This is a genomic window from Amycolatopsis sp. NPDC051128, assembly GCF_040682715.1.
Lineage (GTDB): Bacteria > Actinomycetota > Actinomycetes > Mycobacteriales > Pseudonocardiaceae > Amycolatopsis.
Genome location: NZ_JBFBBN010000084.1, coordinates 1 through 24,012 on the forward strand (window position 1 = coordinate 1; position 24,012 = coordinate 24,012).

20 protein-coding genes and 1 pseudogene are annotated in these 24,012 nt (G+C 71.2%); 17 read left to right on the forward strand and 4 right to left on the reverse strand.

The genetic code is table 11. The features are described from left to right. Positions 1-286 precede the first annotated feature (286 nt). Complete coding sequence (locus AB0M82_RS44440) at positions 287-4,051, reverse strand: hypothetical protein (protein WP_364735615.1); 3,765 nt, start codon at positions 4,049-4,051, stop codon at positions 287-289. A 186-nt stretch (positions 4,052-4,237) separates the two neighbouring features. Between AB0M82_RS44440 and AB0M82_RS44445 the strand changes: the two genes are divergently transcribed. From AB0M82_RS44445 to AB0M82_RS44500, 12 genes are all read left to right on the forward strand, one after another. Continuing rightward, positions 4,238-5,233, forward strand: coding sequence for an LLM class flavin-dependent oxidoreductase (locus AB0M82_RS44445; RefSeq protein WP_364735617.1), 996 nt, complete (start codon positions 4,238-4,240; stop codon positions 5,231-5,233). A 384-nt stretch (positions 5,234-5,617) separates the two neighbouring features. Further along, positions 5,618-6,412 carry an ABC transporter permease gene (locus AB0M82_RS44450; protein ID WP_364735619.1) on the forward strand — a complete coding sequence of 265 codons (795 nt, stop codon included), beginning with the start codon at positions 5,618-5,620 and terminating at the stop codon, positions 6,410-6,412. 2 nt (positions 6,413-6,414) lie between these two features. Further along, complete coding sequence (locus tag AB0M82_RS44455; protein WP_364735621.1) at positions 6,415-7,266, forward strand: ABC transporter permease; 852 nt, start codon at positions 6,415-6,417, stop codon at positions 7,264-7,266. Then, a complete protein-coding gene (locus AB0M82_RS44460) occupies positions 7,263-8,540 on the forward strand; it encodes an MCE family protein (protein WP_364735623.1) in 1,278 nt (425 codons plus the stop codon). Before AB0M82_RS44455 ends, AB0M82_RS44460 begins: the two co-directional genes overlap by 4 nt. Next, positions 8,537-9,544, forward strand: coding sequence for an MCE family protein (locus AB0M82_RS44465; RefSeq protein ID WP_364735625.1), 1,008 nt, complete (start codon positions 8,537-8,539; stop codon positions 9,542-9,544). Before AB0M82_RS44460 ends, AB0M82_RS44465 begins: the two co-directional genes overlap by 4 nt. Continuing rightward, positions 9,541-10,533 (forward strand): MCE family protein, encoded by a 993-nt coding sequence (locus tag AB0M82_RS44470; protein WP_364735627.1) that lies wholly within the window; start codon positions 9,541-9,543, stop codon positions 10,531-10,533. The genes AB0M82_RS44465 and AB0M82_RS44470 overlap by 4 nt, the downstream gene beginning before the upstream one ends. Then, positions 10,530-11,537, forward strand: coding sequence for an MCE family protein (locus AB0M82_RS44475; protein WP_364735629.1), 1,008 nt, complete (start codon positions 10,530-10,532; stop codon positions 11,535-11,537). The genes AB0M82_RS44470 and AB0M82_RS44475 overlap by 4 nt, the downstream gene beginning before the upstream one ends. Beyond that, positions 11,534-12,625 carry an MCE family protein gene (locus AB0M82_RS44480; RefSeq protein WP_364735631.1) on the forward strand — a complete coding sequence of 364 codons (1,092 nt, stop codon included), beginning with the start codon at positions 11,534-11,536 and terminating at the stop codon, positions 12,623-12,625. The genes AB0M82_RS44475 and AB0M82_RS44480 overlap by 4 nt, the downstream gene beginning before the upstream one ends. Beyond that, positions 12,625-13,827, forward strand: coding sequence for an MlaD family protein (locus AB0M82_RS44485; RefSeq protein ID WP_364735633.1), 1,203 nt, complete (start codon positions 12,625-12,627; stop codon positions 13,825-13,827). The genes AB0M82_RS44480 and AB0M82_RS44485 overlap by 1 nt, the downstream gene beginning before the upstream one ends. Further along, positions 13,812-14,327, forward strand: coding sequence for a hypothetical protein (locus tag AB0M82_RS44490; RefSeq protein WP_364735634.1), 516 nt, complete (start codon positions 13,812-13,814; stop codon positions 14,325-14,327). The genes AB0M82_RS44485 and AB0M82_RS44490 overlap by 16 nt, the downstream gene beginning before the upstream one ends. Positions 14,328-14,399: 72 nt before the next feature. Further along, positions 14,400-15,020, forward strand: coding sequence for a hypothetical protein (locus tag AB0M82_RS44495; RefSeq protein WP_364735636.1), 621 nt, complete (start codon positions 14,400-14,402; stop codon positions 15,018-15,020). Between the two features lie 41 nt (positions 15,021-15,061). Beyond that, entirely contained in the window at positions 15,062-15,730 is a 669-nt protein-coding gene (locus AB0M82_RS44500; RefSeq protein WP_364735638.1) for a hypothetical protein, read from the forward strand. Between the two features lie 55 nt (positions 15,731-15,785). Here AB0M82_RS44500 and AB0M82_RS44505 read toward each other — a convergent pair whose 3' ends face one another. Next, entirely contained in the window at positions 15,786-16,685 is a 900-nt protein-coding gene (locus AB0M82_RS44505) for a hypothetical protein (RefSeq protein WP_364735651.1), read from the reverse strand. A gap of 408 nt (positions 16,686-17,093) precedes the next feature. On the opposite strand from AB0M82_RS44505, the gene AB0M82_RS44510 reads away from it, so the two are divergent. Then, positions 17,094-17,720 carry a DUF6801 domain-containing protein gene (locus AB0M82_RS44510; protein WP_364735640.1) on the forward strand — a complete coding sequence of 209 codons (627 nt, stop codon included), beginning with the start codon at positions 17,094-17,096 and terminating at the stop codon, positions 17,718-17,720. A gap of 87 nt (positions 17,721-17,807) precedes the next feature. Further along, positions 17,808-19,244 (forward strand): DUF6801 domain-containing protein, encoded by a 1,437-nt coding sequence (locus AB0M82_RS44515; RefSeq protein ID WP_364735641.1) that lies wholly within the window; start codon positions 17,808-17,810, stop codon positions 19,242-19,244. A gap of 16 nt (positions 19,245-19,260) precedes the next feature. Here AB0M82_RS44515 and AB0M82_RS44520 read toward each other — a convergent pair whose 3' ends face one another. Next, positions 19,261-20,457 carry a hypothetical protein gene (locus AB0M82_RS44520; RefSeq protein WP_364735643.1) on the reverse strand — a complete coding sequence of 399 codons (1,197 nt, stop codon included), beginning with the start codon at positions 20,455-20,457 and terminating at the stop codon, positions 19,261-19,263. On the opposite strand from AB0M82_RS44520, the gene AB0M82_RS44525 reads away from it, so the two are divergent. After that, positions 20,447-21,490 (forward strand): AbfB domain-containing protein, encoded by a 1,044-nt coding sequence (locus tag AB0M82_RS44525; protein ID WP_364735645.1) that lies wholly within the window; start codon positions 20,447-20,449, stop codon positions 21,488-21,490. The two genes, AB0M82_RS44520 and AB0M82_RS44525, sit on opposite strands and share 11 nt — an antisense overlap. Before the next feature lie 34 nt (positions 21,491-21,524). On the opposite strand, the gene AB0M82_RS44530 is transcribed toward AB0M82_RS44525, so the two are convergent. Then, a complete protein-coding gene (locus AB0M82_RS44530) occupies positions 21,525-22,802 on the reverse strand; it encodes a helix-turn-helix domain-containing protein (RefSeq protein ID WP_364735647.1) in 1,278 nt (425 codons plus the stop codon). Between the two features lie 309 nt (positions 22,803-23,111). Between AB0M82_RS44530 and AB0M82_RS44535 the strand changes: the two genes are divergently transcribed. Both AB0M82_RS44535 and AB0M82_RS44540 read left to right on the forward strand, forming a co-directional pair. Next, positions 23,112-23,810: a hypothetical protein gene (locus AB0M82_RS44535; protein WP_364735649.1), complete on the forward strand. Its 699-nt coding sequence runs from the start codon at positions 23,112-23,114 to the stop codon at positions 23,808-23,810. Beyond that, positions 23,807-23,920 (forward strand): annotated as a pseudogene (locus AB0M82_RS44540) (GntR family transcriptional regulator); the annotation flags it as partial. The gene AB0M82_RS44535 and the pseudogene AB0M82_RS44540, both read left to right, overlap by 4 nt. Positions 23,921-24,012: the final 92 nt, after the last annotated feature.

Here is a 24,012-nt window from a genome sequence, read left to right on the forward strand (position 1 = left end):
GGACTTGATCTTCGCAAATCCAGTCCTACCAGGGACCCCACGCCTCACTTCAGCACCAACACACCCCACAGCCCTACTGAGAAAACCTCATTGGGGCGCATGGGCCCAGACACGCTGAAGGGCTCCTTCGAGGGGCGGGAGGCGGGTTCCCGTGCCCTTGAAGGAGCCCTTCAGACCCCCGGTGAATGAACGTCGTGGGACGAACTGGCGTCCGAGGGCATTTCTAGTCGATGTCGGTTGTTCGGTGTCCGCGATGCGCTGCCGAACAACAACGCCGAACAACTGTTCAGGGACAGGGCGGCGTGTAATCGAGGCCGGGCAGGCTCGCCGTCCACTCGGCTTCCGTGATGCGCGGCGTCGCCGTGGCGCAAATTCTTTCGGCCGACCGGTCAGGATCGGTTTCCCACAACCGTACCGTGCCGTCCGCGACGGTTCCGGCCAACGTGTGGCCGTCCGGGGCGTACCGCACGGCGTAGACGCGGTCGCGTTCCTCGGGCAGGACAGCGTAGGGAGACGCCGAGGCGACGTCCCACAGCCGGATCGTGCGGTCGTAGCTGCCGGACGCGAGCGTCCGGCTGTCACCGCTGAAGGACACCGACAGGACGTTGTCGGTGTGGCCGGCGAGGACCGCCGAAAGGTGGGCGGTGGCGGGGTCGGTGACGTCCCACAAGCGCACCGACCGATCGGCGCCGCCGGTGGCGACGTACTTGCCGTCGGGGCTGTAGGCGATCGAGAAGATCGTGTCGGTGTGCCCTTCGAGTTTCGCGAGGGGCCGGGGCGCCCGGGGCGCCGAGATGTCCCACAGCCGCGCGGTGTGGTCCCAGCCGGCGCTGGCCAGCGTCCGGCCGTCGGGGCTGAAGGCGAGCGTGTGGACGTCGTCGTCATGCCCTTCCAGGCGGGCGATCTCCACCGGCTTGAGCCGGTCGGCGAGATCCCAGAGGCGGGCGGTGTGGCCGTCGCCCGCGGTGGCGAGCAGCCGGCCGTCGGGGCTGAACGCGACCGCGTCGACGTCGTCGTGGAGCCGGTTGAACACCACCGGCGGCCCGGGGCGGACCGGATCGGTGATGTCGCGCAACGTCATCGTGTGGTCCCAGCTGCCGATGGCCAGTGTCCGGCCGTCCGGGCTGACCGCGACGCCGCAGACCGCGTCGCCGAAGCCGCCGATCGTGGCGAGGGAGCGGGGCGCGCCCAGGTCGGTGACGTCGTGCAGGCGCACCACATTGTCGTAGCCGCCGGTGGCGAGCAGCTTGCCGCCGAAGGCGGCGTGGCACGTCTGCGCCGTGTGCGCGGGGATGGCGGGACCGGGCAGGTCCCAGAGCCGCGCGGTCTGGTCGTCGCTGGCCGTGGCCAGCGTGCGGCCGTCGCGGGTGAACACCGCGGAGACGGCCGCGCCGGTGTGCCCGGGCAGGGACGGCAGCTCACGCGGCTGCCGCGGGTCGGTGACGTTCCACAACCGGGCGGTGCGGTCGAAGCCGGTGGTGGCGAGGGTGCGCCCGTCGGCGGTGAAGGCGACCGAGCGCACGATCGCCTTGTGCGCGCCGAGCGACGCCAGCTGCGCCGGATGCCCGGGGTCGGTGACGTCCCACAGCCGCGCCGTCTGGTCCTGGCTCGCCGTGGCGAGGGTGTGCCCGCCGGGGCTGAACGCGACCGAGTGCACGACGTCGGTGTGCCCGGCGGCGACGCCGAGCGGGCGCCGCGAAGCGACGTCCCAGACCCGCGCGGTCTTGTCCGCCGACGCGGAGGCGAGCAGCCGGCCGTCGGCGCTGAAGGCGAGGTTGTTGACGTACCCGGTGTGCCCGGTCAGCTCGCCCAGCGGCCGGGGGAGGGCGGCGTCGGCGGTGTCGTACAGCCGGAGCGTGCCGGTGACGTCGGCGGTCGCCAGCAGCGGCCCGGCCGGGCTGAACGCGACGGCGTAGGACTTGCCTTCGTGGTGCTCGACGACCACGCCGGCGCCCGGGCGCGCCGGGTCGGTGACGTCCCAGACGCGGGCGGTGCCGTCGAAGCCCGCGGTGGCGACCGTCCGGCCGTCGGCCGAGAAGGCGACGTTGTTGACGTTGCCGGTGTGCCCGGTGAGGACGCCCAGCGGCACCGGGTGGTGCGGGTCGTGGATGTCCCAGAGCCGGGCCGTGCCGTCCCAGCTGGCGGTGGCGAGGACCTGGCCGTCCGGGCGGAGCGCGACGGTGTTGATCCGGCCGGTGTGCCCGGTGAGCCGGGTCGAATACGGCGTCGCGAACATGCCGAGCACGCTGCTGCGCGCGTCGGCGCCCGGGTCGAGGCGGTACGCGGCGAGCGCGAGCTGCGCGGCCAGCGCGGGATTGGTGGCGCGCATGGCCAGCGCCTGGCCGGCGACCTTCTGGGCGAGCGCGCTGTTGCGCTGGCCGGTGGCCGTGGACTCGGCGCGCACGGCGTAGGCGGTGGCGGCCACGGCGACGACCAGCAGCACCGCGAGCAGCGCGACCAGCTGCCGCAGGCGCCGGGTACGGCGGCGATCGCGGTCCTGTTCGGCGTGCTCGACGGCGAGGCTGGCGTCGAGGAACCGCCGCTCCCGCTGGGAAAGCGCGGAATCCTGGCGCGCGGCCCACTCCCGCGCGATGGCCAGCCGGGTGCCGCGGTAGAGCCAGCCGGGGTCCTCCTCGACGGACTCCCACGCGTCGGTGGCCTCGGTGAGCTGCCGGTGGACGCGCAGGCCTTCACGGTCCTCGGTGAGCCATTCGCGCAGCCGCGGCCAGCCGCGGATGAGGGCCTCGTGCGCGATCTCGATGCCGGTGTCGTCGAGCGTGACCAGCCGCGCCGCGGCCAGCTCGCCGAGCACGACGGCGGTGTCCTCGTCGTCGGTGTCGAGCTCGGCTCGGCTGATCCGGCGCTTCGTGTCTTCGGTGCCTTCGCCGAGCGCGGTCATCCGCAGGAAGATCTGCCGCGCCAGCCGCTGCTGACGGCCCGACAGCGTCCCGAAGGTGCCTTCGGACGTCTGCGCGACGGCCCGCTCGATGCCGCCGGTGGATTCGTACCCGGCCAGGGTGAGCGTGGTGCCGCGGCGGCGCCGCCACGTCTCCAGCAGCGCGTGCGAGAGCAGCGGCAGTACACCGGGCTGGCCGGTGGCGTCGGCGACGAGCCGGGAGACCAGCGCGTTCTCCACGCGGTACCCGGCGTCGACGGCGGGCCGCGAGATCGCCTGCCGGAGCTCCTCGGTGGTCATCGGGCCGACCAGGACCTGCGCGTCCTGCATGGCCTCGGCGAGCTCCGCGTGCCGCGCGCAGTGGGTGTAGAAGTCGGTGCGGATGCCGAGCACCACCCGGGTCCGGCTGCCGGGCTCCGTGGTCGCGGTGACGAGCGCGTCGAGGAACCGCGCACGCTCCTGGTCGTCCTGGCAGAGCGTGAACACCTCCTCGAACTGGTCGACCACCAGGACGAGGTCGGCGTCGCCGCCGTCGACCAGCTGGCGGGCGGCGAGCCCGAGGTTGCGCGGGTGCGCGGCGAAGTCGTCGAGCAGGGCGCCGGGCGCGACGCCGAGCGAGGCGGCGAACTTGACGGCGCACTCCTGCAGCGGCCGGGCGCCCGGGGTGAGCAGTACGGCCGGGCCGGTCACGGTGGGCAGCAGGCCGGCCCGCAGCAGCGAGGACTTCCCCGAGCCGGACGCGCCGAGGACGGCGAGAAAACGTTGTCTCGACAGCCGGCCGGCGAGCTTTTCGACCAGCCGTTCCCGGCCGAAGAATCGGCCCGCGTCGGCGGGAGTGAATGCGGCCAGCCCGACGTATGGCGGAATTTCCCCCGCTTCCGGCTCGGACGGTGAATCGGCACCGTCCCGGCGGGACTCGTCGGCGACGGCGTGCCAGCGCTCCTCCCATTCCCCCGGCACTCCGCCGCAGGCGCGCACGTAGGCCAGAGTGACCGCCAGGCTGGGAAGTTTCCGCCCGCCGGCCGCCTCCGAAAGCGTCCCGGCCGAGTAGTGCGCGCGCCGGCCGAGCTCGCGGTACGTCGGATTCCCGGCGCTCTCGCGCAAACGCCGGAGATCGGCGGCGAATTCGGTGAGCAGATCGTCCCCAGGATCCAAGGGTCGCTCCGGACGCGGCACCCGTCCTCCTGTTTCCGCCGGTTTCCGGCTCACCGTATCGGGTGCCCCGCCGCGTCATGGCCGAATGAGCGAATCCAGCCGGCGCCGGACCGCTTCGGCGTCCACGCCGGACGATCCCGCGGCGCCGCGGGAAGCAAACGCGGCACCGGGGCGTTGACCCCGGTTGTGAGCTCACTGCCTGACGTGCCGCTGTCCGTGCTCGACCTGTCCCCCGTGTCCGAGGGGACCACCGTCGGCGAGACACTGCGCAACACCCTCGACCTCGCCCGCGCCGCGGAACGGCTGGGCTACCACCGCTACTGGCTCGCCGAGCACCACAACATGCCCGGCATCGCCAGCTCGGCGACGGCCGTGCTGATCGGGCACGTCGCCGACGCGACCGAGCGGATCCGCGTCGGCTCGGGCGGGGTCATGCTGCCCAACCACGCGCCACTGGTCGTCGCCGAGCAGTTCGGCACCCTGGAGGCGTTCCACCCCGGCCGGATCGACCTCGGCATCGGCCGCGCGCCCGGCACCGACCAGCGCACCGCGTTGGCCCTGCGAGGCCCGGGCGGGCTGTCCGCGGACAACTTCCCGGAGCACCTGCAGGAGCTGATCGGCTACTTCACCCACTCGGAGGCCCGCGGCGTCAACGCCGTGGTGGCCGAGGGCAACCAGCCGCCGGTGTGGCTGCTCGGCTCGAGCGGCTTCAGCGCCCAGCTCGCCGGGCGGCTCGGGCTGCCGTTCTCCTTCGCGCACCACTTCGCCGCCGAGAACACCATCCCGGCCGTCCAGCTCTACCGGGAGAACTTCCGGCCGTCTTCGGTGCTCGAAGAGCCGTACGTGATGCTCGGCGTGTCCGTGGTCGCCGCCGAGACCGACGAGCGCGCCCGCTTCCTCGCCGGCCCCAGCGGGCTGACGTTCCTCAGCCTCCGCCGCGGCCGCCCGATCGCGCTGCCGACACCGGAAGAGGCCGCGGAGTACCCGTACACCGAGATCGACCGCGCGTTCCTGGCCGAGCGCTTCGGCTCCAGCATCGTCGGCTCCCCGGAAACGGTCCACAAGGGACTCGAGCGGCTGCTGGCCGACACCGGCGCGAACGAGCTGATGATCACGACGATGGTGCACGGCCACGCCGACCGCGTCCGCTCCTACGAACTGGTCGCCGCCCTCAAGTCCTGACCCGTACCCGGACGGTCGGCTCGCGTACCCGGGCAGCCAGGTACGCAAGCCGGCCGTTCCGGTGGGCGGGAATGGTTCACGACCGTGCAGGTCGTCCCCGGCTCCCGCGCCCGGGACGGGAATTTCTTCTCTTCCGCTGACAACAAGATCCGGGCCGTTTGTCAGTACTCGACAAGAAATGTGCGGTTACCAGCCCGTGACCGCGCGATCCTGCTCAAGTTCTTGTCTCCCAGCATGGCCGTCGTTAGCGTACCGACCAGTAGGAACCGGCACGGTGACCCCGAGACCGTGAATGGCCGACAATTGTTACGCCGTTCGGACCATTCCCCTTGCTCGACTCGGGTGTATTAGCCGCGTCGCCCAAAATCGCTGGGAGGCACACGAATGGCCGAACGAACGACGACGTCGTCGTTCCCCGGGGCCGCCGCGCTGCGGCAGACCGGGCGGCTCTACGGGCTCGGCTTGGACGTCGTCCGGCTGACGTTCAAGCGCCCGTTCCAGCTGCGTGAGCTGATCCAGCAGTTCTGGTTCATCGCCAGCGTCTCGATCCTGCCGACGGCGCTGGTGTCGATCCCGTTCGGCGCGGTGATCGCGCTGCACATCGGGTCGCTGACGACGCAGATCGGGGCCCAGTCGTTCACCGGCGCGGCCAGCGTGCTGGCGATCATCCAGCAGGCCAGCCCGATCGTCACCGCGCTGCTCATCGCCGGGGCCGGCGGTAGCGCGATGTGCGCCGATCTCGGCTCCCGCACCATCCGCGAAGAGATCGACGCGATGGAGGTGCTCGGCGTCTCCCCGGTCCAGCGGCTGATCGTGCCGCGGGTGCTCGCCGCGATGGGCGTCGCGGTCTTTCTCAATGGCATGGTGAGCGTCGTCGGCGTGCTCGGCGGCTACTTCTTCAACGTGATCATGCAGCACGGCACTCCCGGCGCGTACCTGGCGAGCTTCTCCGCCCTCGCCCAGCTGCCCGACCTGTGGATCAGCGAGATCAAGGCGGTCATCTTCGGCTTCGTCGCCGGCGTCGTCGCCTCCTACCGCGGGCTGAACCCCAAAGGCGGGCCGAAGGGCGTCGGCGACGCGGTGAACCAGTCCGTGGTCATCACGTTCCTGCTGCTGTTCGTGCTGAACCTGGTGCTCACCACCGTGTACCTGCAGCTCGTGCCGCCCAAGGGGAGCTGATCGTGACCACAACGGACATTCCGAGAACGGCGCGCGTTCGCGAAGCCGTCGACCGCCGGTTCGGCTTCCTCGACACCCTCGGCGACCAGATCCTGTTCTTCCTCCGCGCGCTCGCCTGGACGCCGCGGGCGATCCACCGCTACCTGCGCGAGATCGTGCGCCTGCTGGCCGAAGTCAGCTTCGGCAGCGGTGCGCTCGCCGTCATTGGCGGCACGATCGGCGTGATGATCGGGATGACCGTGGCCACCGGCACGGTCGTCGGCCTGCAGGGCTACTCCGCGCTCAACCAGGTCGGCACGTCGGCGTTCGCCGGGTTCGTCTCGGCCTACTTCAACACCCGCGAGATCGCGCCGCTGGTGAGCGGGCTCGCCTTGAGCGCCACCGTCGGCTGCGGGTTCACCGCGCAGCTCGGCGCCATGCGGATCTCCGAGGAGATCGACGCGCTGGAGGTCATGGGCATCCCCAGCGTCCCGTACCTGGTGACGACGCGGGTGATCGCCGGCTTCCTCGCCGTCATCCCGCTCTACGCGATCGGGCTGCTGTCGAGCTACCTCGCCTCGCGGCAGATCACCGTGTGGTTCTTCGGCCAGTCCGCGGGCACCTACGACCACTACTTCCTGCTGTTCCTCCCACCGGGCGACGTGCTCTGGTCGTTCGGGAAGGTCCTGGTGTTCAGCATCGTCGTGGTGCTGGCGCACTGCTACTACGGCTTCCGCGCGAGCGGCGGCCCGGCCGGCGTCGGCGTGGCGGTGGGCCGCGCGGTCCGCACCGCGATCGTCGCGATCAGCGTGCTCGACTTCTTCCTGAGCCTGGCCATCTGGGGTGCGACGACGACCGTGCAGGTGGCCGGATGAGACGCGAAACCCGCCGGAAAGCCGGGATCCGCACCGCGGGCGTGCTGTTCCTGGTGGCGATGGGCGTGCTCGTCACGCTCTCGATCAAGGTGTACGACAAGGACTTCGTCAGCACGGTGCCGGTGACGCTCAAAGCGAGCCGTATCGGCAACCAGCTCCAGGCGGGCGGGCAGGTCAAGGCCCGCGGCGTGCTCGTCGGGGAGATCCGCGGCGTCCGGGCCACCCCGCAGGGCGCCGAGATAGCGCTTGCTCTGGAGCCGGGCAAAGTGGACATGCTGCCGCGCAACGTTTCCGCGCTGCTCGTGCCGAAGACACTGTTCGGCGAGCGGTACGTCCAGCTGTCCATTCCGGACGGCGAGCGGGCCCCGCACCTGGCGGCGGGCGACGTCATCGAGCAGGACCGGTCGGCGAACGCGATCGAGCTGGAGCGGGTCTTCGACAACCTGCTGCCGCTGCTCAAGGCCGTCCAGCCGCAGAAGCTCGCGACGACGCTGACCGCGGTGTCCACCGCGCTCGAGGGCCGCGGCGAGCAGCTCGGGCGGACGCTCTCCACCGCCGCCGACTACCTCACCGGCTTCAACCCGCAGCTGCCGAAGTTCACCCAGGACGTCCAGGATCTCGCGTCGGTTTCCCGGTTGTACGGCGACATCGCCCCCGACCTCCTGGACGCCCTCACCGACTCGGCCGTCACGCTGAACACGGTGCACGACAAGGCGGCCGACCTCGCCGGCGTGTACCAGCGGGTGAGCGACTCCGCGGGCGAGGTCCGGGAGTTCCTGAACCGCAACAAGAACAACCTCATCGCGCTGTCGGCCGACAGCCGCGCGGCCCTGGAGGTCGCGGCGGAGTACTCCCCCAGCTTCCCCTGCACCCTCAAGGCGATGGACGCGCTGCGCGGGCCGGTGGACGAGGCGCTCGGCAAGGGCACGAACCAGCCCGGCATGCACGCCGACGTCACCGTCACCCAGGCACGCGGCAAGTACGTGCCCGGCAAGGACGACCCGATGTTCCCCACGAGCGGCGACGGCCCTCGCTGCTACCCCAGCGGCGTCGCCCCGACGACCGGCGCCGCCGCGGTGGCGCCGGGCGCGCCAGAGCACCCGCTGCTGGTCGGCACGCAGGACGACCTCGGCGTCGCGAACTCGCCCCAGGAACGAGAGCTGCTGGCCACCGTGCTCGCGCCGCAGCTGGGGGTGCCGGCCGCGGAGGTCGCGGACTGGAGCAGCGTGCTGGTCGGCGCGCTCTACCGCGGCACGGAGGTGACGCTCAAGTGAGGAACTTCGCCGCCCCGCTGGTCAAGAGCCTGATCTTCATCCTGGTCACCACCGCCGCGACCCTGCTGCTGGCGATCTCCATCGCCAACACCGGCGTCGGCCGGACCGATCTCTACGGCGCCACGTTCAGCGACGCGACGTCGCTGAACGTCGGGGACGACGTCCGGATCTCCGGGATCCGCGTCGGGCAGGTCGAAGAGCTCGAAATCGCCGACCACAGCCTGGCCCACGTCCGGTTCTCCCTCGACGAAGGGCGGCAGCTGCCCGCCGACGTCGGCGCGGTCATCAAGTACCGCAACATGGTCGGCCAGCGCTACGTCGCGCTCGAACGCGGCGCCGGCGGCCAGGGCACCCTCCCGGCCGGCGGGGAGATCCCGCTGAACCGCACCACGCCCGCGCTGGACCTGACCGAGCTGTTCAACGGCTTCAAACCGCTGTTCCAGGCACTGTCGCCCACGGACGTCAACCAGCTCTCCGGCGAGATCGTGCAGGTGCTGCAGGGCGAGGGCGGCACGGTCGAGGAGCTGCTGGCGCACACCGGCTCGCTGACGACGACGCTGGCGAGCCGCGACCGGCTCATCGGCGAGGTGATCACCAACCTCAACCACGTGCTCGGCACGGTGAACAGCAAGGGAACCGCACTGACGACGTTGATTTCGACGCTGCGGGAGCTCGTCTCCGGCCTGGCCGCGGACCGCGCGGTGATCGGGGACGCGATCGGCGGCCTCGGCGACCTGTCGACGGCGACCGCGGGCCTGCTCGGCTCGGCGCGGACCCCGCTGAAGGACAGCATCACCGGGCTCGACGCCGTCACGAAGAACCTGACCGACGAGAACATCCTCCCCGGCCTCGAGCAGACGCTGAGCACGCTGCCGGAGAAGCTGAACAAGCTGGGCCGGATGAGCTCCTACGGCTCCTGGATGAACTTCTACCTGTGCAGCTCCACCCTGCAGACCTTGCCCCCGCGCGGAACGCCGGTCACGGCGGAGAGGTGCGGCGCGTGAAGTCCTTCAAGGAACGCAATCCGCTCGCCCTCGGCGTCGCCGGGAGCGTCGTCCTCGCCGCGCTGCTGACCGTGACGTTCAACTACGACAACCTGCCGATCGTCGGCGGCGGCACCACCTACCGCGCCGAGTTCTCGGAGGCGGCCGGGCTGCAGCCCGACGACGAGGTCCGCGTCGCCGGCATCAAGGTCGGCGAGGTCCGCGACGTCGAACTGGCCGACGACCACGTGCTCGTCACCTTCCGCGTCAAGAAGGCCTGGGTCGGCGACCGGACGTCGGCGGAGATCCGGATCAAGACACTGCTGGGCCGCAAGTTCCTCGCGCTCAAGCCGACCGGCGACGGCGTGCAGGACCCGGACCAGGCGATCCCGCGGAACCGGACGGTCACCCCGTACGACGTCACCGAGGCCTTCAACGGCCTGGCGAACACGGCCGGCTCGATCGACACCGATCAGCTCGCGGACAGCTTCACCGCGATCAGCGACACGTTCCGGAACGCCCCGGCCCACGTGCGCACCGCGCTCGACGGGTTGTCCGCGCTGTCGAAGACCGTGTCCTCCCGCGACGACCAGCTCGCCGATCTGCTGGCCAACGCCAAGAAGCTCACCACGACGCTGGCGGACTCCAACGAGGACTTCGAGCAGCTGCTCTCCGACGGCAACCTGCTGCTGGGCGAGCTCGACCGGCGCCGCCAGGCCATCCACGACCTGCTGACCGGCGCGCAGGCGCTGGCGGCCCAGCTCTCCGGCCTGGTGGCGGACAACGCCGGGGCGCTCAAGCCGGCGTTGAGCCAGCTGAACACCGTCACCGACCTGCTGACGCGGCAGAACGACAACCTGGCGAAGAGCCTGGCCGCGGCCGGGCCGTACTTCCGGCTGGCCAACAACGCCCTCGGCAACGGCCGCTGGCTCGACGTCTACCTCTGCGGCCTCATTCCCGAGAACCGCGACCCGTGTGTGCCGCCGAAGCGAACCGGAGCGCCGAAGTGAACGCCACCCGCACATACCGGTTCCTCGCCACCGCCCTCGTGCTGGCCCTCGGCGTGGTGGCCGCGCTGTGGTGGATCTTCTCCGGCAGCGGCCTGGACCGGGCCACCGTGCTCTTTTCCCGCGCCGTCGGCGTCTACAGCGGCTCCGACGTCCGGCTGCTCGGCGTCCGGATCGGCCAGGTCGAGTCGGTGACCCCGCGCGGCGAGCAGGTCGAGGTGACGCTGAGCTACGACGGCTCCGCGCCGATCGCGGCCGACACCGACGTGGTCGTCATCGCGCCCAGCGTCGTCGCCGACCGGTACGTCCAGTTCTCCAAGCCGGCGCGCGGCGGGCCGCGGCTGGTGAACAACGCCACCATCGGCGTGGACCGCAGCGCGACCCCGGTCGAGCTGGACCAGCTGTACGCCAGTCTCGACTCGCTCAGCAAGTCGCTCGGCCCGGACGGGGCGAACAAGAACGGCGCGCTGTCGGACCTGCTCACCACCGGCGCGAAGAACCTGCGGGGCAACGGGACGGCGTTCAACGACTCCGTCCGGCAGCTCGCGGAGCTGGCCAGGACCCTGTCCGGCAACTCCGGCGACCTGTTCACCACGGTCCGGGAGCTGCAGCAGTTCACCGGCATGCTGGCCGCCAACGACGACCAGGTGACGCAGGTCAACCAGCAGCTCGCGGCGGTGTCCGGCACGCTGTCGGCCAACCGCGACGAGCTGGCCTCGGCACTGCGCTCCCTCGGCGCCGCGCTCGGTGACATCCAGGCGTTCATCCGGGACAACCGGGCCCTGATCAAGTCCAATGTGGACAAGCTGGCGGTGACCACGCAGACCGTCATCGACCAGCGCGCGTCGCTGGCCGAGTACCTCGAAACCGCGCCGCTGGCCGCGGCCAACCTGGAGCAGACGGTCGACCCCGCCACCGGGACCCTGCAGAGCCGCACCGACCTGCTCGACTACCTGCCGCTGCCGGTGACGGGATCCGTCTACACGAACGAGGCGGGCGGACGATGAGAAGAGCGCGACGCGTAACCGCCCTGGCCGCCGGCTGTTGCCTGCTCCTGACCGCGTGCTCGGGCGAGTTCAAGGGCGTCTACGACCTGCCACTGCCGGGCGGCGCCGACGTCGGCGACCACCCCTACCACGTCACCGTCCAGTTCGCCGACGTCCTCGACCTGGTGCCGCAGGCCGCGGTGAAGGTCGGCGACGTCCCGGTCGGGCGCGTCCAGACCCTCCGGCTCGGCGCGGACGGCTGGACCGCGGAGGCCGTCGTCGAGGTCAACGGCGACGTCGTGCTGCCCGCCGACGCCGTCGCGCGGCTGCGGCAGTCCAGCCTGCTCGGCGAGAAGTTCGTCGAGCTCGCCGCCCCCGACGGGAAACCCGCGCAGACCGCCCGGCTGGCCGACAACGCCGTGATCCCGGTGTCCCGCACCAACCGCAACCCGGAGGTCGAGGAGGTCTTCGGCGCGCTCTCGCTGCTGCTCAACGGCGGCGGCATCGGGCAGCTGCAGACGATCAACCGCGAGCTGAGCAAGGTCATGACCGGCAACGAGACCCAGATCCGCTCGTTCCTGTCCGGCGTCAACACCCTCGCCACCGACCTCGACGCGCACCGCCAGGACATCGTCGCGGCCCTCGAGGGCGTCAACCGGCTGGCGACCACGCTCGCCGACCGCGACCGGCAGGTGTCCGGAGCGCTCACCGACCTCACGCCGGGCCTGCGCACGCTCACCGACCAGCGCACCCAGCTCGTGGCGATGCTCCAGTCGCTCGACCAGCTCTCCGGCGTCGCCACCGACGTCATCCACAAAAGTGAGGACGACCTGGTGGCCGACCTGCACGCGCTCGCGCCGATCCTCCACCGGCTCGCCGACGCCGGAGCGTCGCTGCCGAAGGCGCTCGAAATCCTGCCGTCCTTCCCGTACACCGACGCGGTCATCCCGGCCATCAAGGGCGACTACCTCAACCTCTACCTGTCGGTCATCCCGGCGCCCGGGGTGCCGCTGCCGAACTACGGCGAGGGCGTCCCGCCCGGCCTGCCGACGCTGCCACCGCTTCCGCTCCCGGCCAGCGGCGAGGTCACGACGGACGGAGGCCGCTGATGCTGACCACCAGGGTCCGGGTCCAGGTGATCGCCTTCGTGGTGATCTCGCTCGTCACGGTCGCGTTCGTCGGCGCCAACTACGCCGGGCTGGGACGGCTGTTCGGCGACGGCGGGTACACGGTGAAGCTCGAGCTCGCCGAGGGCGGCGGCATCTTCACGAACGGCGAGGTGACCTACCGCGGCGTCGCGGTCGGGCGGATCGGGGAGCTGCGGCTGACACCGTCCGGCATGGAAGCCGACCTGGTCATCGACCGCTCGGCGCCGCCCATCCCGGCGAACGCGCAGGCCGTGGTGGCCAACCGGTCGGCGGTCGGCGAGCAGTACGTCGACCTCCAGCCGCGCACCGCCGACGGCCCCTTCCTGGCCGGCGGCTCGGTCATCCCGCGCGAGAAGACGACGCTGCCGATGCCGGTGCAGAACCTGCTCGGCGACCTCGACTCGCTGACCGCGTCGGTGCCGACCGGCGACCTGCGCACGGTGGTCGACGAGCTCGACGACGCGTTGCGCGGCACCGGGCCGGACCTGCAGGTGCTGCTGGACACGGCGACATCGTTCACCAAGGACGCGTCGGCCAACCTGCCGCAGACGACGAAGCTGATCGACGACGGCTCGACCGTGCTGCGCACCCAGCTCGACTCGTCGGCCGAATGGCGCGCGTTCACCGGCAACGCCAAGCTGTTCGCCGCGCAGCTGTCCGATTCGGACGGTGACCTGCGCCGGCTGATCGCCACCGCGCCGCCGGCCGCCACCGAACTGGGCACGCTGCTGCGGGAGACCGATCCCGGACTGCCGATCCTGCTGGCCAACCTGCTCACGACCGCGCAGGTGATCCAGACCCGCACCGGCCAGCTGGAGCAGCTGCTGGTCGCGACGCCGAGGGCGGTCGCGGCGACGTCGGCGGCGTTCAACGGCGGCGACGGCAACCTCGGCATGGCGCTGACGTTCTACGACCCCGTCCCCTGCCGGGCCGGCTACGAGGGCACGCAGTACCGGCCCAGCACGGACACCACGCCGCTGCCGTTCAACACCGGCGCGTCCTGCACGCTCGAGAAGGGCGACGCGACGTCGGTGCGGGGCTCGCAGAACGTGCCGCACCCACCGGTGCCGGCCCCCGTGGTGCCCGGGTCCGGCGCGCCGGCCGCGTCGCCCGGCCTGACGGTGTCCCCGACCATCGAGGAGATGCTGTGGCTGGGAAAGTGAGGTGGCCGCTGCGGGCCGCGGTCGTCGCGGTGGTCGCCACCGCGGCCTTCGCGGGCTGGTCCGGGGTCACCTGGTACCGCACCGCGCACAGCGAGGCGGTGACCTACGGGACCGCGCGCGACGAAGCACTGGCCAGCGGCCGCGAGCTGGTGGCGCGGCTGTGCACCCTCGACTACCACCGGCTGGACCAGGGGCTCGCGGAGTGGCTCGACGCGTCGACCGGCCCGCTGCGCGACCGGCTGGCCCACACCGACGAGGCCACGAAGAAGACCCTCACCCAGGGCGCGACGGTGTCCACGGGCAAGGTGCTGGACGCGGGCCTGAGCGAACTCGACGAGCACGCCGGGACCGCGAAGCTGCTGGCGTCGGTGGAGATCACCGCGTTGAAGGAGGGTGTCGCGCCGTCGACCAAGCGCAACCGGTTCGCCGCGGGACTGACGCGGACCGAAAGCGGCTGGAAGCTCAGCGCGCTCGACGAGCTGCCGGTGGGGGCGAGATGAACACCGACGACGCACTCTTTCCCGCGGAGGCGGCATGAACACCGACGACGCACTCTTTCCCGCGGAGGCGGCATGAACACCGACGCGCTGCCCGCTACCGAAGACGAGCCCGAAGTGGCCACTTCCGCTTCTGACAACGACGACACTGACAACATCGCCGACGCCCCGGAAGCCGTCGAGCAGCCGCGACGACGTCCAGTGCTACTGCCCCTGCTGATCGCCGTGGCGGTGCTGCTGGCCGCCGCGGGCGTGGTGTTCACGGTCGCGGCGCGGTCGGCGGACGGCGACCCGGCCGCGGCCAACCACGCGCTCACCGACGTCGGGGGCACCGCCGACGTCACCTCGGCGGTGACGCTGGCGCTCAACCGGATCTTCTCGTACTCGTATGACAAAACCGACGTCACCGAACAGGCCGCGCGGGACGTCCTGCGTGGCGAAGCCCGCACCACCTACGACCGGCTGTTCGCCCAGGTGAAAGAAAAAGCGCCGGCCCAGAAACTGGTGCTGACAACGCGGGTGACGTCTTCCGCGGTTCAGGAACTGCGCGACGGCAACGCCCGGCTTCTCGTGTTCCTCGACCAGTCCGCCACCCGCGCGGACAACAATTCCACCAGTTCCGCCGCCGCCCAGCTTTCGGTGACGGCGGAACGTGAGGGCAATGCCTGGAAGATTACCGGGCTCACGCCCCGCTGACCCAGTTTTCAGCACGCTGCACAATTCGAAGGAGAGTTGGCATGCCCACTTTGTTGCGCACTCGGAAGAACAGCCGGAAATGGGCGCGCGCGGCCGCGGTCACGGCCGCCGCGGGCATCGCGATGAGCGTTGTCACGGCGGTGCCCGCTTCGGCCGACGTGATCGAGATCCCGGTGGGCTACACGGTCACCGGCAGCACGGTGGTGAAGAAGACCGGCAGTGCGATGACCCTCGGCCCGGGCAACCTCGACGGCAACCTGGTCATCGACGACCAGACCGGCTCGGTCGGCCTCCGGGCGAACCTGACGCTGCCGCCGTCGCAGGCGAACATCTCGCTGGTGTCGGGCCTGTTCAAGATCAAGGCGAAGGTCAAGATCACCCCGACCGGCCCGGCCACGGGCACGATCGCCGACGGCACGCTGACCACGCACGCCCAGGCGAACATGGAGATCTACGACATCTGGGCCGGCCTGCTGGTCCCGGTGATCCCGCTGCCGACGGTGCCGGGCAGCTGCAAGGCGAGCAAGCCGCTCGAACTCGACCTGAGCGCCAAGGACGTCGACATCTTCGGCCCGAAGATCACCGTCACCGGCACCTACGCCATCCCGGACTTCAAGAACTGCTTCATCGCCGACCTGGCGCTGGGCGCGCTGGTTTCCGGGCCGGGCAACACGATTTCGCTGGACCTGGCGGCCAAGACCGAAGGCTGACCCGGACAGACGAAGAGGGGCTTCCCGGCCGGGAAGCCCCTCTTTCCGTGCCTGGTCAGCAGGGTGCGGAGGGATCCGCCTTCAGCACGACGCTGAACCGGTCGCCGGCGGAGAAGGCCACCAGCGGACCGCAGATGCCATTGCCCAGCGGATCGCTTTCCGTCTGGTCGTTGGAGCCCCAGGCGACGATGTCGCCGTTGCTCTTGAGCGCGAGGTTGAACGTCCAGCCCGCGTCGATCGCCACGACGTCGGACTGGACGGTGTCCGGGACTTCGGCCTGGTGGTTGTCGTTGCGGCCCCAGGCGATCACCCCGCCGTCCTTGAGCGCGAGACTGTGCTGGTGACCGGCGGAAACGGCCGTGACACCGGACCGGGCCTCGGCCGGGACGTCGATCTGGCCGTGGTCATTGCTGCCCCAGGCGATGACCCCGCCGTTCTTCAGCGCCAGGCTGTGGTCGCCACCGGCGGAAACGGCGGTGACGCCGGACATCGCCGCGGCCGGGACGTCCGTGCGCAGGCCCCAGCTGACGACGCGCCCGCCCTCTTTGAGCGCAAGGTTGTGCATGGCGCTGGTGGAGATGGCGACGACGCCCGACTTCGCGTCGGCGGGCACGTCCGTCTGGCCGTACCAGTTGTTTCCCCAGGCCAGGACACCGCCGTTCTTGAGCGCGAGCTCGTGTCCCCAGCCGGCGGCGATCGCGCTGACGCCCGACGTCGCCGCCTCCGGCACCTCCGTCTGGCCGAAGTTGTTGTCGCCCCACACCAGGACCTGGCCCTCCTTGAGGCCCGACGCATCCAACCCGCCCATGGAGACGGCCGTAAGCCCCTCGGAGGCCTCCGAGGGCGGCCCTGTGACGTAGTAAGGCAGACCCCATTCCAGGACACCGCCGGTGTCCTGGGCCGAAGCGGACGCGGCCGGTACGAGGGGGATGGCGGCCAGCGCCGCGGCCGCCAGCACAACGGCCCGCCGGGGTACGCTCCGGAAACGGAAGACTTCGGCCACGGTATCTTCTTTCGCTGAATCGATTCGTGCGTTCGCGGTACACGCGCGCACCCAGATACTAACCCGGACAATCGCCGAACGACACCCACCGCGTTCTTTGTCAAGCGCCGACCAAGGGTCGTCCACGAATGCTCCGCCGTTGACAAAAATCGCGGCCCGGAGGACCACTGACGAAGCCGGTACGTCACATGCTTGTTGCGCAACCGACTGGCGAGTAACCTCATTTCTCACAGCCACCTCGCGAGGGTCAGGGCTGCACCAGGGAAACCCGGGGGAATTCGCGGTACCGACAGGTCCGCGGGGGCGCGTGGGCAGCGCCCCGCCGAGACGTCACTGGATGATCGAAGGAGATTGACAGTCATGACCCGACTCAGGAACCTGTCCCTCAAGACAGTTACCACCGCCGCCATCGTCAGCACGCTGGGCCTGCTCACCGCAGGCGTCGCGTCGGCGGCCGACCAGGCCTACACCGCCACGGCCACACACCGGTGCACGTTCCCCGGTATCCCGCAGCAGGACGTGGGGATCACCGCGTTCCTGACCGGACCGGACGCGATCGCGGTCAACGGCACCGCCGTGCCGACCAACGTCGGCGGCACCGCGACGATCTCGGCCGCCGTCCACTCGCTGCTGACCGCCGTCGGCTACGACGGCATCCGCGGCGAGGCGACCGTCCCGGTGACCGCGGCCCGCGGCACGGTCTCCGGACCGGCCAGTGGCCTGAACATCCCCGAGACGATCTACCCGGCCGGCGGGGCGATCACCGTCAACATCGCCCAGGTGGCCACCTCGTCGATCCCCACCTACACCGCCCCGGCGACCGAGGGGACGGACACGCTGTCGCTCGGCTCGCCGATCACCGCGGCGCTGCAGTTCCACAAGAAGTCCAACAACACGTGGGCGAACTGGAACATGAGCTGCACCGTGAAGACCACCACGCCGCCGCAGAACCCCGCGTTCTCGCCGGACTTCGTCATCACCCCTTGATCATCGGGTGAAGCAGCACCGTAGGGATGGCCGGGGCCCCGGCCATCCCTACGGCTCGTTCCCCAGCGGTACCGACAGGAGCACGGCATGGCCTCATCGCTGACCCGGCGGACGGCGACCCGCGGCGCGATCGCGCTGGCGTGTGTCGTGTCGGTCGCCACCGGCGCGTTCACCGGCATCGGATCGGCCGCGCCGGGCGAACCGGACGGCGCCGCGGCGTCCGGACGGCATGAGCTGGCCAAGACCGTGGACGCGACTTGCCCGTTCGCCGATCCGGTCGGGCCGCTGAAGCTCGCCGTGACCACGACCGCGACCCTGCCGACCTCGATGACGATGGGCAAACCGGCGACGTTCGACGGCCTGACCGTGTCGTTCTCGCTGCCGCGGCCCGCCGCCCAGCAGCTGCTCGGCACCGGCATCACCCTCGAAGGCGGGCTGACCTTCCAGCTGCTGCTGGAGCAGGGGAAGGTCAAGGACACCCTTGCCGTCCCCATGACCATCGCCGCGACCGCGTTGCCCGCCGAAGGCGATCTTCCGCTGGTGGCCAAGGGAAAGCTCTCGGCGTTCTCCCCCTCCGCCGCGGGTGTGCTGCGCCTCCGGCTGAGCGCGCCGAAACTCGCGCTCGGCCCGACGGGCGCTCCACCGGACCAACCCGCCGAGCAGGTGGCCTGCACCACGGACGGCGGCCAGGACCTCTCCTTCGGCGCTGTCCCGGTGCTGGCAGCCACCTCACCGCCGGCGGCGGGCAAGCCGGCGCCGGAGAAGAAGGCCACACCCAGCCCACAGTCGACCGGCCCGCAGAGGCACTCCCTGCTGGACGAAGAACCGCCTCCCGACGAAACCTTCACCATGGTGCTGCCGCTGCAGTCGAACCAGGTCGACAACACGGCCACGATCGCCAAGACCGGTAGCAAGATCCACAGCAAACCGGCAGTGCTGGCCAACGGCGTCTGGTTCCGGATCACGGACGTCGACGGGTTCCCCATCCGGAGCGAGATCACGGGCGAGCTGGCCTTCGCCCCGGTGACGACCACCTACCTCGGCTACGGGTTCCTGCCGATCAGCGCGACCGTCGAGTTCCTGCCGGTCGACTACCGGCGCAGCACCATGATTCACTCGTTCGGAACGCTGTTCGACGGGATTCTGCGCAACCACCTCGACGTAGTTTCACGGCTGAGCGACATCAAAGTGAACGGCGTCCCCCTGGACGCCGGCCCGGACTGCGTGTCGGAGACGCCGATGGCGATCGACATGATGGGTGAGTACGACCCATTCGGCGCCGGCGGCCAGATCAGCACCGACCCGGCCAACCCCGACCCGAAGTACCGGGGTTTCACGCTACCGCCGTTCAAGAACTGCGGCGCGGCGGAGAAGCTGAGCTCACTCTTCACCGGCCAGAACTCCGGCCCGGGCAACCAGGCGTCGGCACACCTGTCGCTCATCACGCTGTGCCAGGAAGCGGACCACCGCAACTGCCCGCCGGTGGCGCCGATCCCCGCCGAGGTCTTCCGGAACAGCCGCTGAGTGATCCGCGGACAGGTCACTCGGCGCCCGTCCCTTTCTCCACCGTCGGCTTGGCCGCCACCGGCGCGTTCACCCAGGCCCCGACGGCGCTGAGCACCCGATGGGCTCCCGGATCCGGGAGCCCATCGCACACCTGCTCGAACTCCGCGAAAGCCTCCTGACCTGCCTCCATGGCGACTCGAAGGACGTGCGGCGGAAGCGCCCCGGCCGTGAGGCCCGGCATCGCGAGCAGCTCTGGCAGCGCCGAGATCCGGCCGTCGAGCAGGTCGGTGAGCGTGACGTCGAGCCGCGTCCGGTCGCCTCGCAGGGCCAGGACGTCTTCGACGCGGAGGAACAGCCTGCCCAAAGCAGCACCACAGACTCGGAACGCCTCGGCGTCGACACCGCCGAGGGCCGCGCCGATCCGCAACGGGAACTCGAACAGCGAAGCGAAGACCGCTTCCGCGCCCGAGCCCGTCGTCAGAACGGCGGCCCGCAGCGTGGCCAGCTCGCCCAGCCAGTCCGAAAAGGACCACGAGAGCTCCGGCGCCGCCTCCGCGATCAGCCGCGATGCCTGGCCCAGCAGGTAGTCGCCGGCGAGCACCGTCGTCGCGGACTCCCAGTCGACGCCCCGCACCTCCCGCGGCGGGGCCGCGGGGCCGAGGAAGGCCAGCGCACCGAGGGTGGCGAGCTCGATGGCCGCGGCGACGGACGCGTCCCCGCGCGCCGGGGCGTCCCCGCCGGCCACGAGCGCCGCGAAGAACCCGATCGCGGGCCGCAACAGCAGCTTCTCTTCCCGGTCGGCGGTGAACATCCGGGCCAGGAACGGCCAATCGCCCCGGACGATCGACAGGCACACTTCGTCGCAGGCGGCGAGGAACGGCAGCACCCGGACCCGGGTGGCCGGCGGCAGGTCCAGGGGTTCGGCTCCGGCGAATGCCGACGCGCCTTCGGGCAGCACCAGGGCCCGCCGTCCCTTCGCGTAGAAGGGGTGTTCGCTGCCCGCGCCGGCCGCGAGGACGCGCCAGGCGAGGTGGTACCTGCGGGCCGCGTGCCTCGCGGTCTCGAAGTAGCCGACGAACGCGGACGCCAGCAGCCGCTCGTATTCCCGGCGCGCGGCGGCGGGATCGTCGCGCGCGGACAGGACGGCTCGCGCGGCGGCGCGGGCGGCCCGCGAGGCCAAGCAGCGGGCGGCACTGGTCAACAAGATCGAGCCGCCGGAGGTGCTGCTCATCCAGAGCGACCAGGAGTTCGCCTTCGCCATGTGGGAACACGCTTCGGGGCCGAAGCTGAAGGCCGCGGCGCTGGCCGCCTACCAGGGCGACGCCGCCGCCCAAAAGAACTTCATCCTCACCGGGATCTTCACCGCCCGCGCGGCCGACCAGCAGGACCTGATCGACGCCGACACCACGAAGAGCGCCGAACAGAAGGCGGCCGACGCGGCACGGGACGCCCGGATCCTGGCCGCCGCGGTGGTCGCCATCGAGCCCACCGCGGGCCAGCTCGTGGAGCCGGACGTGAACTTCGTGCTGGACCTCTGGCAGGCGGCGAAGGCGGGCACCGAGGTGCGGGCCGCGGCCGAACGAGCGCTGCGGACGATGGACGCCGCAAAGCTGCGGGCCTACATCGGCACCGGCATCCACAGCGCGAACCTGCAGGACTGGTTCACCTGGATCCGGAAGAAGGGCGAAGCGGACCGGCGGCTGCTGTTCGAACTGCGGACGCGCGCCGAGCAGAGCCGGGTGCACCCCGCGCTCGTCGCCGGGGCGAACGCCGCCATGGCCGGCACCGACGACGACGTCGAGCGGTTCCTGCGCCTGGGCCAGTACGAGGACGCGTCCCTGGTCCAGTCCGTCCGCTCGCAGAGCCCCGGCGCGTCCGGGTGGTACCTCCGCGGCCTGACCGACGCCGTCGTGGGTGCGGGGGCCGGGGCGGACACAGCCTGGCGCGTCGTCCCCGGCAAGGCGGACGCGACCTGTCACTCCTTCGAATCGGTGACGCACCCCGAGTACTACCTGCGGCAGCAGGGGCTGCGGGTCGTGCTCGGAGCGTCCGACGGCACCGACCAGTTCCGTGCGGACGCGACCTGGTGCTCGAAGGCCGGGCTCTCCGGCTCCGGCGTCACGCTGGAATCCTTCAGTGCCAGGGGACGGTTCCTGCGCCAGTTCAGCACGCAGGTGTGGGCGGCCGACTCCGGCGGCTCGCACCCCTACGACACCCCGAACGGCTACGCGGCCGACGCCTCCTGGCAGGTCGACGCCCCGTGAGGCCCGCCGTGGCCGGGGTCCGTGCGGGCCCCGGCTACGGTGCTGTCCACTGTGGACGCGAAGCGGCCGACCGCGGAGACGGCAGCAGCTCGCTGACCGGGGACCGCAGCGGCAGTGGCGCCGCCCCCGCCCGCAGCGCCAGTTCCATCTCGAAGCGCGCCGTCGGGTCGCGGAGCTTGTCGCCGAACGTCGCCTGGAGCTGGCGCATGCGGTAGCGGACCGTCTGGGGGTGGACGCCGAGGCGCTCCGCGATCTCCACCACGTTGCCCTGGCTGTCCAGCCACGCCCGCAGCGTCTCCAGCAGCCGCTCCTGCTGCTTGCCGGTCATGTCCGCCAGCGGGGCGAACAGGCGGTGCCGCAGCGTGCCGACCAGGCCGGTGTCGGAGTTGACCAGCAGCGTCGCCAAGTGCTCCTCGGCGCGCAGGACCGGACGCTGCGCCAGCACGCCGCGATCGGCCAGCCGCAGCGCGTTCCGGGCCCAGCGCAGGGAATCCGCGACCGACGCGAGCGGGACGCACGGGCCGATCGAGAGCCGGCAGTCCGGCAGGGCCACCTGCAGCGTCGCCAGCCGGGCGGCGCCGAGCTCGCCGGGAACCACCAGTTTCGGGTCAGCGGTGTCCAGTTCGGCGAGGACGTCCGCGTCGAACCCGGCGTGGCGGCGGGCCGGGGCGACGCCGTCGGCCGGGCTGACGGCCACCGGCGTCGCGTCGGACGGCACCGGCCAGCCGATCAGCTGGGCCAGCTCGGCGATGGCCTTCGGCGACGCGGGCGGCGTCTCCAGGAGCAGGTGGAGCAGCTTGCGGCGCCAGGTGTCGAGCGCTCCCGCCGTGCGCGCCTTCGCCTCGAGGTAACCGTCGAGCGCGACGGAGGCGAGTTCGTCCATGAACGCCAGCATCGCGTCGGCCAGCTGGGACATCACCGCCGACGAGAGCCCGCTCCGCCGCCCGACGCGCATGATCCGCCGCCACGACACCCGCGCGCCCACCCGGTACGCCGACTGCAGCGTGTCGAGGCTGCGGCCCTCGCGCATTTCGTTCTGCCCCAGCCGGTGGTGCACCTCGTGGGACTGCTCTTTGGACGCCGTCGGGTCGGCGATCTGCGCCACGAACAGCGTGATCGCGTATTCGACGCCCGCGCGGATCGACTTGCCGTAGGGCCCGTCGAGCGGGCGGGCGTACGCCGGGATGGTCGCGCGGATCTCGTCGACGATCTCGGCCGCGAGGCTGGCCAGCTCCGGGCGCAGGATGTCGGCGAGCTTCCTGGGCAGTGCGGCGGGTGGCGCAGCGTGATCGAATCCGCGCTCCACCGACATTGCAGCAGCTCCTTCGCTCCGCCCCGGATCCGGCCACGCGCACGCGCGACCGGGCCCCCACGCCTGATGCGGGGTGACACCGCGCACATCGAAAAAGTAGCGCTGAACGTGTCACACCTTCGGAGGGGAACCGTTTTCTTGTCATCTTCGTGACAAGTTCACGAGGCTCGGCTGCGGAATCTTGACATCCACCCCGCCGACTGCACGCCGAAGTACGTACGAACGGACGAACTCCCAACGAGCGACCCGCGCCGCGGTTGCGCCTGCATCTTGTATCGTATGGTTGATACAAGCGAGGAGGGAGCAGCCATGCTGCAGCTCGACAACCTGTTCTGGGTCGCGGTCATCATGGGCGTGGTCGGCCTGGCGATCCTGATCGTGCTCTGGCCTGGGGAGAAGCACGGAAAACGCTTGCTCGAACGCTGGGGCGTGCCGGACCCGGACGCCGCCGAAGTGGCGCTCGCCGTCCGGTACCTGAAGCGGCGGCGGCTCTGGTACCCGTGGCTCTTCCTGGCCATCCCGCCACTGCTCGACGACACGGCGGCGGGCACGATCTTCGCCACCCTGCTGCTGGGCGGCCTGATCGCCGAGCTGCTGGCCCAGCGGCCGTCCCGTGGTCCGCGCCGGGAAGCCGTCCTCGCGCCGCGGACGCTGCTGGGCATCGTCCCCGGCTGGGCGCTGGCGCTCGGGGGGCTGGCCGCCGCCGCGTCGATCGCGCACCTCGCGCTGATCGGGCGGTGGACGCTGCTGGCGGTGGCGGCGGGCACGGCGGTGGTCTGCGTGGCGATCACCCTGCTCGCGGTGCGGCGGCCGCCGGTGGGCGAGCCGCGCGCCGATCTGGCGCTGCGCTGCCGCAGCGGACGCGTCGCGATCGGGCTGGGCATCGGCGCCTGCACGGCGATCGGCTGGCCGGCCGGCGACCTGGTCTCGTTCCTGGTGGTCGCGGCCGGGCTGGCCGCGTTCCTGGCCGTCACCGCGCCGGTGAAACGGCTGCCGGCGGCCGCGTGAAGATCGTCGTCGACACCGAGAACGGGCTCGCGCCCTGGCGGCAGGTGCACGACCAGGTGATCCGGGCGGTGACGACGGGCGCGCTGGCCGAGGGGACGCGGCTCCCGCCTCACCCATCCGGTGTTCCACGCGCACCGGTCGGAGACCGCGCTGCTGCGGTACCTGCGCGCGTTGTCGGACTCCGACGTCGCGCTCGACCGCA